Origin of the sequence: Desulforhopalus singaporensis (assembly GCF_900104445.1) — a bacterium.
GTDB lineage: Bacteria > Desulfobacterota > Desulfobulbia > Desulfobulbales > Desulfocapsaceae > Desulforhopalus_A > Desulforhopalus_A singaporensis.
The window spans coordinates 24,484-37,648 of sequence record NZ_FNJI01000030.1 but is presented as its reverse complement, the minus strand read 5'-3'; the positions used below and the strand labels follow the sequence as shown (position 1 = coordinate 37,648).

Annotated in this window: 10 protein-coding genes and 2 pseudogenes; 9 read left to right on the top strand and 3 right to left on the bottom strand. The window is 51.6% G+C overall.

Annotation, left to right across the window (positions count from 1 at the left end; genetic code table 11):
- Nucleotides 1-11 precede the first annotated feature (11 nt).
- The 9 genes and pseudogenes from mtaB (at nt 12) to BLQ17_RS17210 (ending at nt 11,187) form a co-directional block, all read left to right on the top strand.
- Nucleotides 12-1,319, top strand: a complete 1,308-nt coding sequence (gene mtaB, locus BLQ17_RS17250) for a tRNA (N(6)-L-threonylcarbamoyladenosine(37)-C(2))-methylthiotransferase MtaB (protein WP_092225107.1) — start codon at nt 12-14, stop codon at nt 1,317-1,319.
- A gap of 4 nt (nt 1,320-1,323) precedes the next feature.
- On the top strand, nt 1,324-2,571 hold the full coding sequence (locus BLQ17_RS17245) for a competence/damage-inducible protein A (protein WP_092225105.1): 1,248 nt from the start codon (nt 1,324-1,326) through the stop codon (nt 2,569-2,571).
- 132 nt (nt 2,572-2,703) lie between these two features.
- The gene (gene recA, locus BLQ17_RS17240) at nt 2,704-3,747 is read left to right on the top strand and encodes a recombinase RecA (protein ID WP_092225103.1); all 1,044 of its coding nucleotides are present in this window, start codon (nt 2,704-2,706) and stop codon (nt 3,745-3,747) included.
- A gap of 239 nt (nt 3,748-3,986) precedes the next feature.
- The gene (locus tag BLQ17_RS17235; RefSeq protein WP_092225102.1) at nt 3,987-5,396 is read left to right on the top strand and encodes an NAD(P)/FAD-dependent oxidoreductase; all 1,410 of its coding nucleotides are present in this window, start codon (nt 3,987-3,989) and stop codon (nt 5,394-5,396) included.
- A gap of 686 nt (nt 5,397-6,082) precedes the next feature.
- Nucleotides 6,083-7,105, top strand: coding sequence for a molybdopterin-binding protein (locus BLQ17_RS17230; protein ID WP_092225100.1), 1,023 nt, complete (start codon nt 6,083-6,085; stop codon nt 7,103-7,105).
- A 145-nt stretch (nt 7,106-7,250) separates the two neighbouring features.
- A pseudogene (locus BLQ17_RS23560) lies at nt 7,251-9,536 on the top strand (molybdopterin-dependent oxidoreductase); the annotation flags it as partial.
- A gap of 20 nt (nt 9,537-9,556) precedes the next feature.
- Nucleotides 9,557-10,048, top strand: coding sequence for a histidine phosphatase family protein (locus BLQ17_RS17220; RefSeq protein WP_092225098.1), 492 nt, complete (start codon nt 9,557-9,559; stop codon nt 10,046-10,048).
- 270 nt (nt 10,049-10,318) lie between these two features.
- Nucleotides 10,319-10,477 carry a rubredoxin gene (locus tag BLQ17_RS17215; protein WP_092225096.1) on the top strand — a complete coding sequence of 53 codons (159 nt, stop codon included), beginning with the start codon at nt 10,319-10,321 and terminating at the stop codon, nt 10,475-10,477.
- Between the two features lie 113 nt (nt 10,478-10,590).
- On the top strand, nt 10,591-11,187 hold the full coding sequence (locus BLQ17_RS17210) for a peroxiredoxin (protein ID WP_092225094.1): 597 nt from the start codon (nt 10,591-10,593) through the stop codon (nt 11,185-11,187).
- 68 nt (nt 11,188-11,255) lie between these two features.
- On the opposite strand, the pseudogene BLQ17_RS17205 reads toward BLQ17_RS17210, so the two are convergent.
- The 3 genes and pseudogenes from BLQ17_RS17205 to BLQ17_RS17195 all read right to left on the bottom strand — a co-directional run.
- Nucleotides 11,256-11,540: pseudogene (locus tag BLQ17_RS17205) on the bottom strand (ArsC family (seleno)protein); the annotation flags it as partial.
- 84 nt (nt 11,541-11,624) lie between these two features.
- A complete protein-coding gene (locus BLQ17_RS17200) occupies nt 11,625-12,131 on the bottom strand; it encodes a ferritin (protein WP_092225090.1) in 507 nt (168 codons plus the stop codon).
- Nucleotides 12,132-12,219: 88 nt separating this feature from the next.
- Nucleotides 12,220-13,083, bottom strand: coding sequence for a protoheme IX farnesyltransferase (locus tag BLQ17_RS17195; RefSeq protein ID WP_176761288.1), 864 nt, complete (start codon nt 13,081-13,083; stop codon nt 12,220-12,222).
- Nucleotides 13,084-13,165 lie beyond the last annotated feature (82 nt).

Below are 13,165 nucleotides of genomic sequence, written 5' to 3'. Positions count from 1 at the left end.
AGTATATCTGCATGAAAAAAGTTCTTATCACCACCCTCGGCTGCAAGGTCAACCAGTTTGAATCGGCATCGTTTCAAACTGGATTTGAAGAAAGGGGTTTTACGGTCGTCCGTTCCGGCAGCGATGCAGACCTCGTTGTGATCAACACCTGTGCGGTCACCGCGAGCGCAGGAGCCCAATCCAGGCAGTCGATCCGGCAGGCCCTGAGAAAAAACCCAGACGCCGACATCATTATAACAGGGTGCTACGCGGAAATCGGGGCTCGGGAACTGGAAAACGAAAAAGAGCTTTTGGGGCGGCGTTACACAATCATCGGCAACAGTGAAAAAGACAGGCTGGTCAACAGCGCCTTTACCCGGTCAAACATCGAGCCGCCAGCCCCGGGGGCAATCCTGCAGGCAAAAGATATCTGCCGTCTGCCGGTAAGACGATTCGGCGACCGCAGTCGTGCCTATCTGAGAGTCCAGGATGGATGCGACAGCTTTTGCACCTACTGCATCGTACCGTTCACCCGCGGTCCCAGCAGAAGCCTGCCGCTTGCAGAAGTAATCGAACAGGCGAAAATTTTTCATGAACAGGGTCATAAGGAGATTGTCCTGACAGGCATCCATCTGGGCTATTATGGACACGATCTCGAACCGAAACAGGACATAACCTCCCTGCTCGACCTTCTGACCAGGGCAACCCCGGAGGTTTACTACCGAATAAGTTCCCTTGAGCCGATAGAGATCTCGCGGCAACTGCTGCAGCTCATGGCCGAAAGGTCCAATATCCAGCCGCACCTGCATATTCCGCTGCAGAGCGGCGATGATTCCATTTTAAAAAAAATGAACCGACGGTATACCACGGACCAGTTTGGCGATATTATCAACCTGTGCGGCGAGTATCTTCCGGACATGGCCATCGGCATAGACATACTCGCCGGATTTCCGGGGGAAACCGAAGAACATTTCAACAACGGTGTACGATTTCTGCAATCTCTTGATTTCACCTATCTGCACGTTTTCCCCTACTCCATCCGGCCAGGAACAGAAGCTGCACGGATGAAGGGCCAAATCTCCCAGAAAGAAAAAGAGGTCCGCGTGGCCCAGCTGCGGTTGCTCAGCGACCGGAAGAAAAAGCTGTTCTACCAGAACCAGCTGGGCACCATCAGGACGGTGCTGGTTGAAGGCAAAAAGGACCGCCAGGGAATGCTCAAGGGGATTACCGACAATTACGTGGCCGTACGGTTCAAGGGTCCGGACAGCCTTCTCAACACCCTGACCAAAGTACGGCTGGATACATTACAAAACGACCATGTCAGCGCAACCCAGGTTTAACAGCATGAAAATTGAAATTATTGCAATTGGCGACGAACTCACCTCGGGAAGAATCCAGAACACGACAAGCAGTTTTGCCGCAAGGCACCTCTACGATGCCGGATATGACATTTACGCCATGAACACCATCGGCGACACCCCGGCGGTGATCGGCGATGCGCTCAAACAGGCTCTGACCCGTGCCGACGCGATAGTGGTGACCGGCGGCCTGGGAACCACTGACGACGACCTGACCAACGAGGCGGTGTCCAAGGCTTTGAACCGCCCGACCATGCCCAACCTTGAAATTCTCGCAAATATCCGCACCCACCTCGACGAGATTACCACCAGCCCGGTATCAAGCCTTGAAAAGCTTGCCTGGCTCCCCTCCGGTGCCGAAGCGCTCAATCCTCAGTCGCGCATGGCCGGATACCAGCTGATCCACGATGACAAGCCGATCTTTTTCCTGCCGGGAATCCCCAGCCAGATGCAGCGGCTTCTCATCGAAGAGGTGCTGCCCAAACTCTCCACCTGGCACGAACACCATCAGTTGACAACCTACCACCGCATCTTCAGAATTTTCAATCTGCCGGAGACAGAGGTGAACCGCAGGATAGCGACCCTGGACCTTAACCATGACGTGCACATAGGCTACTATCCGGTGTTCCCCGAAGTCCACCTGAGCCTTACCGTGCGCAACCAGAAGAACAACAATGCCAAGCGTCTGTTCAAGTCTTCCTGCAAGGCCATCAACACCGTCCTGGGCGACTCCATCTACGGTTGCGACCGGGAAAGCATGGAGAAAATCGTCGGCAAACTGCTCAAAAAAAGCAAACTGCAGCTGGCAGTTGCCGAATCGTGTACCGGAGGGCTTATCTGCAGAAGGATAACCAACACTCCGGGAAGCTCAGACTATCTCCTGGGCGGAGTCGTCTCGTATGCCAACTCAATGAAATCGGAATTTCTCGGGGTAGACCGGGAGCTGATAGAGGGAAAAGGCGCCGTCAGCCGTGAGGTTGCCGAGGAAATGGCCGTAGGTATACGAACCAAAAGCGGTGCCGACATAGGCCTTGCCGTAACCGGTATTGCCGGCCCAGGTGGAGGCACCAAGCTAAAGCCGGTCGGCACGGTCTATATCGCCATTGCCACCAGAGAGGAGAACTGGGTCACCAAGTTTCATTTTGATGGCGACCGCGGGCAGATCAGGGAAATTTCCGCCCAGAGCGGACTTGACCTCGTCCGCAAATATCTGCTGCAGCGAGCCATCAGCTGAAGGCGATCGCTGGTGCCAAAATTTTGACGAGATCCCCGTAGCCGGTTTTAAGTTTTTTAATTATTTTCAAAAGTATGGTACATAGTATCCATTCCTATTTCTTTGACATTCATATCTTCATCGGAGACAATTATGGCCGGAAGTGCTAATAAACGAGATAAAAACAGCAGTGTAGACAACGCAATCAGCCAGATCCAGAGGCAGTTCGGCAAAGGTTCGATCATGCGGCTGGGGACCCGGGAGACGGAAAATATTCCGGTGATACCCACCGGAGCGCTGAGCCTTGATATCGCCCTGGGAGTTGGCGGACTGCCCAAAGGACGCATCACCGAGGTGTACGGACCGGAATCCTCGGGAAAAACCACCCTGGCTCTCCACGTCGTGGCCGAAGCTCAAAAAGCCGGCGGAACAGCAGCATTTATCGATGCCGAGCACGCCCTCGACACCGGCTACGCTGAAAGACTTGGCGTGGATGTCGATAATCTCCTGGTGTCCCAGCCCGACTTCGGTGAGCAGGCCCTGGAGATAGCCGAAATCCTGATTCGTTCCGGAGGAGTCGACGTCATCGTCATCGACTCGGTAGCGGCCCTTGTCCCCCGTGCGGAGATAGACGGAAATGTCGGCGACTCCCACGTAGGTCTTCAGGCCAGGCTGATGTCCCAGGCAATGCGTAAATTTACCGGGGTCCTCAACAGGTCGAACACTATCCTCATATTTATCAACCAGATAAGAATGAAGATCGGCGTAATGTTCGGCAACCCTGAGACGACAACGGGGGGGAACGCGCTCAAGTTCTACTCCTCCCTCCGTCTTGATATCAGGCGGATAGGCCAGATCAAAGACGGCCAGGAAGTCATTGGCAACCGGACCAGGGTTAAAGTGGTCAAAAACAAGGTAGCTCCACCGTTCAAGGAAGCTGAGTTCGATATCGTCTACGGCGAGGGGGTATCAAAAATCGGGGACCTGCTCGACCTGGCGGTTAATCTGGAAATTGTCGACAAGAGCGGGGCCTGGTACTCCTACCAGGACGAACGAATCGGCCAGGGCCGCGAAAACGCGAAACGATTTCTCAAAGACCAGCCTGAAATGTGTACCGACATCGAAAACAAGGTCCGCATGGCGTACGGGTTAAGCGTCGCCAAACAAGCTCCGGAAGAACCAAACCCGGCCAACTAGCAGCAACCTCTTTGATAGTGCAACCGGCTCCGGATTCTCCAGCCTGGCAACAATCCGGAGCCTGGTTTTATCGCCTGCCGAGCAAACTCCGCTCCTATTTTTCTCGTTTATTATTATCTTGACCTCCGTGGCCGTGGTTGTTACCCCTTTGCTATCGGTATGTTTTATCCGGTAGTGCAAGAAACGGATGAGCGCAGCCGAGAATAAACAGGAACCAGCCACACCACGGGAGAGATGTGATGACAAAAAGCCGAAAGAAACAACAGCCGTCTTCTCAATTTGACGTGATTATTGTCGGAGGCGGGCCGGCAGGTCTTTTTGCGGCCTATTACCTTGCACAACATTCATCTCTTAAAGTTCTCCTTATTGAAAAAGGTCTCCCGCCCCTCAAACGCAAATGTCCCATCAAGGATATCGGCTGCATCAAGTGTAAACCCTGCAATATCCTGTGCGGCATAGGCGGTGCCGGCCTGTTTTCCGACGGCAAGCTCAACTTCATCCACAAACTGGGCAAAACCGACCTGACCCAGTTTCTCGATACATCTTCCGCTATTGCCCTGATTGACGAGACAGAATCGATCTTCAACCGCTTCAATATGGACGGCAAGGTATTCCCGACCGACATGGCCCGGGCCCGGGACATTCGCAAGGAAGCACGAAAACAGGGGATCGACCTGCTGATCATCAAACAGAAACACCTGGGAAGCGACAACCTCCCCGAGTACATCGCCAAGATGGCCGATTATGTGGCGGAGCGAGGTGTGGTTTTTCATCATAGTGAAGAAGTATTGACAATCACGGCCGAAAACGGCTCCGTTACCGGGGTGACAACCAACAAAAGAGACTATTATGCGCCAAACGTGATTCTCGCTCCCGGCCGGGCGGGGGCGGAATGGGTTGCCAAGACGGTTAAAAACCACGGCATAAATGTATCCCAGCGGGGCATAGAGGTCGGAGTACGGGTTGAGGTCCACAACGAGATCATGCAGGACCTCTGTTCGACCATATATGACCCTACCTTCTTTGTGCGCACATCGAAATACGATGACCAGACCAGGACATTCTGCACCAACTACGGCGGGTTTGTGGCGCTTGAAAACTACCAGGATTTTGTCTGCGTGAACGGTCACGCCTACATGGACCAGAAATCTGACAATACCAATTTCGCCTTTCTCTCCAAAGTTGTTCTCACCGACCCTGTTGAAGACAACCAGGCATATGGCGAGTCCATCGGCAAGATCGCCACCCTTATCGGCGGGGGGAAACCGATACTCCAACGCTACGGCGATCTGCGCAGGGGCCGGCGCTCCACCTGGAACCGGGTTAAAAACAGCTATATTGAACCGACCCTGAAGAATGTAACCTGCGGCGATATCGCCATGGCGCTGCCGGAAAGAATTCTCACCAATCTGGTGGATGGTCTTGAACAGCTCAACCAGGTCATCCCCGGAGTCTCCAACGACGAGACACTTCTGTATGCGCCTGAGATCAAGTTTTTTGCTACCCAAGTGGCCACTGACAACAACCTGGAAACCAAGGTCAGGGGGCTCTTTGTCGCGGGCGACGGTCCCGGGGTCGCAGGGAATATAGTTTCCGCAACCGCAACGGCACTTATTCCCTGCAAAGAGATTTCAAGAAGAAACAGGTAGGACAAAAAGACCCGTATGGCTTTTACTGTGGGTCATTTTGTAAACACCGGCCGCTGCTGCTTCGTTTTACATGTACTCTTTACCCCTCTGCCCATTTTCCTTTACCGCAGTGTCTTTTCTGTTATCCGATGCCTGAGTCAAAATGATACAGCACTGTTCCTGCCGTCATATCCTATCTCACTGTTTTTACGTACATTAAAAACCGGCATGATTATTGCAATGTTATTTTATGCAAATACACCCCTCCAACAATGGTTTTCAGAAAACCCATCAGCATAAAATTTTAATGGTTTCACTGAAACGACACCTTTAAAACAAAGAAAATCCACATTTTCAGCTGGCAGAAAATATCATTATTAAAGTTATCTTAAATATCATCCTAACTCCTCTATAGCGCTTAATTCATTTTTGTTTTTTACAAGTCTATCTTCAAATTCGCCCCCACCACTTCCAGAAAAATATTTTAAATGCGCTATTTTAGTTAGTTACAAGCACCAAACCCATCACAATCCGACCCTGTGTCGGTAATGGTTATAATTTGTCATTTTTTATAAATGATTTGTTGTAACGAAATTTATTGAGTTTAATCCTGCGCATATCAAATTTATTTACCACCGAAACACTTTTAAATTTAGTTTATTTTTTCACTAGACATAGATCTGTTTCCAAATAGCAACCTGACAACAATGAAAACCATTCCAGTCGAAAATGCTGCAGGGACGATTCTCTGTCACGATGTAACCAAGATCGTTCCGGGAGAATTTAAAGGACCGGCGTTCAAACGCGGACACAAGGTGACTCCGGAGGATATCCCTGTTCTCCTCGATATCGGCAAAGCAAATCTCTACGTCTATGACCAGCAGGATGGCTACGTTCATGAAGACGAGGCCGCCCTGTCAATAGCCCGCAGCACCGCCGGACAGCACATTGAAATCACCGGTCCAGAAGAAGGGAAAGCAACCCTCAGAGCCTCAACGGACGGACTCCTCTATATAAACCCGGCCGCCTTAAATAGTCTGAATACTTTTCAGGACGTAACCATGGCGACACTGCACAGTTACCGCTATGTAAAAAAAAATGAAGCCGTCGGTGCAACCAGGGTAATTCCTCTTGCGGTACCCTCAGGACTCCTCGACAACGTCGACCGGCTGTGCAGCACCGCATTTCCGGTAGTTGAGGTAAAGCCACTGAGAAAAGCCGCGGTCGGAATTGTGACCACCGGCAGCGAGGTCTATTCGGGACGAATCAAAGACCGTTTCGGCCCGATATTAAAGAAAAAATTCAATGATCTCGGCTCTGAGATAATAGAGCAGATTTTTGTATCTGACGAAGTTGATTTCACTGCTCGCGCAATAACCACCCTTATTGAATGCAAGGCCGACCTGATTGCCGTAACCGGAGGTATGAGCGTAGACCCCGACGACCAGACCCCCAACGCCATAAAACAAACCGGCGCTGAAATCGTCAGCTATGGGGCACCGACCTATCCGGGAGCCATATTTCTTTTGGCCTATCTGAACGATGTCCCCATCGTCGGCCTGCCCGGCTGTGTTATGTACCACAAAGCGAGCATCTTCGACTTGACGATCCCGAGGATTCTAGCCGGAGAAAAACTCCAGCGCAAAGATATCGTGGCCTTTGGATACGGAGGTTTTTGCAAAGGTTGTGATCACTGTAGGTTTCCTACGTGCGATTTCGGCACGATCTAGTCTGAACACAGGATAAAGAGATCCAGGCACGGCCGGCTGCTGCTTGTCCGCCTGTCATTTTTTTTCGGGAATGTACCCGAAAATGCTTTTACCAGAACCATCGCTAGATGGATAACGGAGGACGCGTATGATTTAAAAAGAGCTTATTGTTAACGGTATTTCAAGGCAACTTGTGGTCGAGGCAGACACTACCCTGGCCCAGGTGCTGAGATCAAACCTCATGCTCACCGGCACCAAGATCGGCTGTAACGAAGGACAGTGCGGAGCATGCAGCGTACTGATCGACGGCAAAGTGGTTCGCTCCTGTGCCATGAAAATGAGGCGTATCAAGGACGGAGCCACGATAACCACCATTGAAGGGATAGGCACGCCGGAAGACCTCCACCCGCTGCAGGTTGCATGGATAGTGCACGGCGGCGCCCAGTGCGGATTCTGCACCCCGGGATTTATCGTATCGGCAAAAGGACTTCTCGACAGCAACCCGAGTCCCAGCAGAGAGGACGTGCGCAACTGGTTCAGTAGGCACAGAAATGCCTGCCGTTGCACTGGCTACAAGCAGCTGGTCGATGCCACTCTGGACGCGGCCAAAGTCCTCCGTGGCGAAATGAGTATTGAGCAACTGCAGTTCATGATCCCCGAAGACGGGAGAATATGGGGCACCAAATATCCACGGCCGAGCGCTTTGGCCAAAGTCACCGGCACCTGTGATTACGGTGCGGACCTTGGTCTGCAACTCCCTGAAGACACGCTTCAACTCGCCCTGGTACAGGCAGAAGTGTCCCACGCCCATATCAAATCAATCGATACCGCAGAAGCCGGCCTCATGCCAGGAGTATACAAGATACTCGCCCACAAGGACATCAAGGGGAAAAACCGTATTACCGGCCTTATAACGTTTCCCACCAACAAGGGAGACGGGTGGGATCGCCCCATTCTATGCGATGAGAAGGTGTTCCAATTCGGCGACGCCATCGAGATTCATCCCGGCCCCCCTAACGTCTATTTTAAACAGCGGGTGGCAAAAGGCGAAGAGACCGAACCACTATTTGCAGCCGCCGGGTAGGTAGTCGAAAACGATTTCTATGTAGGCCGCCAACCCCATATGCCGATAGAGCCCGACGTCGGATTCGCCTATATCAACGATGAAGGCAAGCTGGTTATCCATTCCAAATCGATCGGCCTTCATCTGCATATGTTTATGATAGCTCCGGGTCTTGGGGTTGTCCCTGAAAACATGATCATGGTCCAGAATCCTGCCAGTGGAATCTTTGGTTATAAATTCAGTCCGACCATGGAAGCCCTGATCGGTGCCGCGGCCCTGGCCACAGGACGCCCCGTATATCTCGGCTACGATTATTTCCAGCAGCAGACCTATACCGGCACACGATCACCGTTCTTCATGAACGTCCGTCTCGCCGCTGACAAAAACGGAAAAATACTCGGCCTTGAATCGGACTGGTCGGTGGATCACGGCCCCTACTCTGAATTTGGCGATCTCCTGACCCTGCGCGGCGCTCAGTTTATCGGCGCAGGCTACGATATAGCCAACATCCGCGGCATTGGCAGGACTGTCTGCACCAACCATGCGTGGGGATCGGCATTTCGCGGGTACGGCTCGCCGCAATCCGAGTTTGCCTCTGAGGTGCTTATCGACCAGCTGGCGGAAAAAGCAGGTATCGATCCACTGGAATTTCGCTACCTGAACGTCTACCGCGAGGGCGCCACCACTCCAACAGGACAACGCCCTGAGGCCTGGAGCCTTCCGGAACTCCTCGACACTTTACGGCCCAGGTATAACCAGGCTGTGGAAGCAGCCGCCCTGAAATCCACCGCAGATGTCAAAAGAGGTGTCGGCATTTCCCTTGGTGTCTACGGCAGTGGGCTTGACGGTCCGGACAGTGCCGAGGCGGATGCGGAACTCAACAGCGATAACACGGTAACCGTCTACACCACCTGGCATGAGCACGGCCAGGGCGCCGACATGGGTACACTTGGGGTGGCCCACGAAGCCCTCAGACCGCTCGGCCTCGCCCCGGAACAGATACTCATCGTGCTCAACGACACCTCCCGCTGCCCCAACGGCGGGCCTGCCGGCGGAAGCCGTTCACAGGTGGTGATCGGCCGAGCCATCAAGGCCGCCTGTGAGTTATTGCTTGAAGGTATGGCAAATAATGGCGGCTATCACACCTTTGACGAGATGGTTAAAAATAACATCCCGACCAAATACAGTGGAAAATGGACGGCACCGGCAGATGAGTGTGACGAAAACGGCCAGGGGAACCCGTTCGCCTGTTACATGTACGGGGTGTTCATGGCGGAAGTTGCCGTGGAGACAGCGACCGGCAAGGCCACGGTTGAGAAAATGACTCTTGTGGCCGACGTGGGTAGGATTGGTAAGATCCCTCCCTCGGATGGCACGTGCCGTTCGGGGGAAACCTGGTGGGAAAGACCATGGACCAGAAAAAACTTCGTCCCGCCACTGTGGGCGGGGGGGAAGGAGCGTGGAGAGCTGCACAATTCTCGCCGAAAATAACAAAAAAACCTGTCGAAGTCATAGACGATTTCAAGGAAATCTGTCTCGGAGACTGGGAAGGTCTGACAACCCGGGAAGTCAACAATCGATACCCCGGCTGCTATGAGGCACGGGGCAAGAACCTTGATACCTATCGTCCTCCTGGCGGCGAGAGTTTTATCGATTTGCAGCAGAGGGTTTGGCCGGTTTTTTCAGACATCGCCGAGTCCGGTTCCCGGCTTGCGGTTATCGTTGCCCATGCCGGAGTCAACCGGGTAATCCTCTGCAGAATCCTTGGCATAAATGTAAAAAAACTCTTTATCGTCAGCCAGCCGTACGCATGCGTCAACATTATTGATTGCAACAATGGTACATACAGCCTCAGAGCCACGCTGGTTCAACCGTCAGACCCTTTCGTTAAAAATATGTGAAAACTGAAAAAATATGTCCCCTGCCCCGCGTCAACAATCGCACACCACATTCACCGTAGAAAGCGTCATACCGGCTATTTCCGAGGAGACGCAACGATAGTTAGTCAGGTTATTACTCTTTTCAGATCAACAGAAAGAAGGAGGCAATTAAGATTCATTGCCCATTATTCGGAAAATTCACCATTTTTTTATTGACTCTTCAATTCCGTTTGCTATAATTGCTCTCAAATAGGAATAATTATCATTAAATTTTTATAACGGAGGTTAACAATGGAAAAGTGGGAATGTGTATGCGGTTACATTTATGATCCGGCCGTAGGCGATGAAGATAACGGTGTTGCGGCAGGAACTGCCTGGGAAGATCTCCCCGATGACTGGGTCTGTCCACTGTGCGGCGCTGACAAAGACGCCTTCACCAAGATAGATTAATTTTTCGATAAGCTGTCCCCTGTCTGTGACGGTGGGTCAGCTTATTTTTTAGCCTACGCGTTAGGCATGCCTAACTATATAACAAGAAGCAAACATTTCACAGGAGATATACAATGAGCCTTATCGTTACCCGGCCAGCCCCAGAGTTCAGTGCCACAGCCGTCATGCCCGACAACAGTTTCAAGGATGATTTCAGTCTTTCCGATTATCGGGGAAAATATGTGCTGCTTTTTTTCTATCCGCTTGATTTTACATTTGTCTGTCCTTCGGAAATCCTTGCATTCAACAAGGCAGTGGATGAGTTCAAAGAAAACAACTGTGAACTGATTGGAATTTCGATTGATTCCGCATTTTCACATCTTGCCTGGAAGAAAACCCCCGTCAACGAAGGGGGAATCGGCAATATCCAGTACCCGCTGGTCGCAGACCTCGACAAGTCGATCTCAAAGGATTACGGGGTGCTGCTTGATGCAGGAATCGCCTTGCGAGGGCTTTTCCTCATCGACAGGGAGGGAATTGTCCGTCATCAGGTAGTCAATGACCTGCCCCTTGGCCGCAATGTCAACGAAGCGCTGCGTATTCTTCATGCGCTGCAGTTTACTGAACAACATGGTGAAGTCTGCCCCGCCAACTGGCAGAAAGGCGAGGAAGCCATGAAACCTACCGCGGAGGGAGTGGCACAGTACCTCACCAAAAACGCGGCGGAATAGATCAACAGCTGAATGTGCAGGCCACCATCATCGTGCATAACGACTGCCAGTCGTTATGCACGATGAACTCACCCCAGATTTTCATACATGGCGGTGTTGAAACCTATATAGAAGACATTTCCAATCCGTAGGGCAGGCGCCCTGAGGTTGCCCGTTCTGCCGGTAATTTTCTGCAGCAGCTGGTCTTTGTCGCTGTCAGCCGGATCAAATTCCAATATCTTCTGGCCGCTGGCAACGTATATTTTTTCGGCTCCGGCAACTGTTTCCCACACCTTTTCGCCGGTCAACACATGTTTTTTGGCATCAATCTCGTCACCAACCAGGATCATTTTCTGTTCAAAAACCGTCCAGGCTTTTTTGCATGAAACTCACCCCTTGCGCATATACGCCCAATCTATTTTCATCATCTCCTCCCGGATTAAAGTGTTGGCTCTACGTTAAGCAACCGGCGGGGTAAACACCCTCTTGCCAAGTTCCAGGTCCATGGCGAACATGCCGGCCGAATCGTTACCGATCATTTTCAGCCGGTCACACACCTCACCGACGCTGTCCTCTTCCTCTACCTGTTCGTGGACAAACCATTGCAGGAATATATTGGCGGCGTGATCTTTCTGGGCTATAGCCACCTCCATGAGGTCATTGATCAATCCGGTAACTTTTGCCTCATGGGCGACGACATCTCCTATAACATCCAGGGGCGATTCCCATTTGGTTTCCGGCTTGTCTATACTTTTCAGTTCGATGGATCCGCCTCTTTCAAGGATGTAGTCATATATTTTCATTGCATGAAACTGCTCTTCCTCAGCCTGCACCCGCATCCAGTTGGCAAATCCGGGAAGGCTCCTCTGGCTGAACCATGCGGACATGGCCAGATAAAGATATGAAGAGAACATCTCTGCATTGACTTGTTCGTTAAGCACTACGTTCATTTTTTCACTGATCATTATTTTTCTCCTGTATGTTTACGTGATGGTACCATCGATTTCAGTCTATAATAATACTTTCTTACAGTTACGCCACCGGCCCGTTCCACTAACTTGTTGTCAACCGTGCACCCAGTACGATTATCATGTGAAAAAGAAGCGAAAGATTAAGACCGGTGAAGAGGTTACGGTAATTGCTGGCAAAAAAACGACCGGCAAGAACTGTATAAAAACACCCCAGCAGCGCCACACCGTTGAACACAATTGCGTAACGGAAAAGATCATCGAACCGGATCGGCAGCGACAAAAACATCATCATCACCGTAACCAGGGCCCCTATCCAGGTGAAAAACAGTCGCTCAAGACGTTTTTCTCTGAGCTGTTTTACAAGGCTCGGTTGTGCAGAATTTTTATAATCGTTCTTATGGTAAAGCGTTATCAGCCAAAAATGCGGAACCTGCCACAGGAAAAACAGGAAAAACAACAGCCAGTGGGGATACGAAAAAAGTTCCCCACCACTTCCAAGCCAGCCTATACAGGGAGGAAGAGCCCCGCAGACAGCTCCAGGGATCAGCGCATAAGGGGTTGACTGTTTCAAGGGGGTATAGACCCCGTTGTAGAGCACAATCGCGAAGCAGCCGATCATCGTGACCAACCACGAACCCGACGACCCCAGATAGATCAACATACCCCCTGCAACAAGCAGCAGCAGCGCCTGGACAAACGCCTGGCAGACCCTGATCCGGCCGTTTACCAGAGGTCTTGATGCAGTTCTCTTCATGGTGCTGTCGATTTTACGTTCCTGGATACTGTTAAGACTCGCCCCGCCCATTGCCAGCAACACCACCCCGCCGCCCAGGGTGAGGGTTTCAACCGAAATGGCGGATGCGGCCAGCACCGAACCGAACAGCGCAGAAAACCCTACAAAAAGACAAAGTGGGAGCTTTACAAGCCGCAGTTGGTCATCAATCACAGCAGTTGTTCCCCATGCAAAAATTCACGGTTGCAGTCCATGCCGATACGCTTTACCGGATTGGTTTCAAGCGGCGGAATTG

Bases quoted from the DNA above. Each gene is read 5' to 3' on its own strand.
- mtaB (WP_092225107.1), top strand. From the start codon at position 12: ATGAAAAAAGTTCTTATCACCACCCTCGGCTGCAAGGTCAACCAGTTT.
- BLQ17_RS17245 (WP_092225105.1), top strand. From the start codon at position 1,324: ATGAAAATTGAAATTATTGCAATTGGCGACGAACTCACCTCGGGAAGA.
- recA (WP_092225103.1), top strand. From the start codon at position 2,704: ATGGCCGGAAGTGCTAATAAACGAGATAAAAACAGCAGTGTAGACAAC.
- BLQ17_RS17235 (WP_092225102.1), top strand. From the start codon at position 3,987: ATGACAAAAAGCCGAAAGAAACAACAGCCGTCTTCTCAATTTGACGTG.
- BLQ17_RS17230 (WP_092225100.1), top strand. From the start codon at position 6,083: ATGAAAACCATTCCAGTCGAAAATGCTGCAGGGACGATTCTCTGTCAC.
- BLQ17_RS17220 (WP_092225098.1), top strand. From the start codon at position 9,557: ATGGACCAGAAAAAACTTCGTCCCGCCACTGTGGGCGGGGGGGAAGGA.
- BLQ17_RS17215 (WP_092225096.1), top strand. From the start codon at position 10,319: ATGGAAAAGTGGGAATGTGTATGCGGTTACATTTATGATCCGGCCGTA.
- BLQ17_RS17210 (WP_092225094.1), top strand. From the start codon at position 10,591: ATGAGCCTTATCGTTACCCGGCCAGCCCCAGAGTTCAGTGCCACAGCC.
- BLQ17_RS17200 (WP_092225090.1), bottom strand. From the start codon at position 12,131: ATGATCAGTGAAAAAATGAACGTAGTGCTTAACGAACAAGTCAATGCA.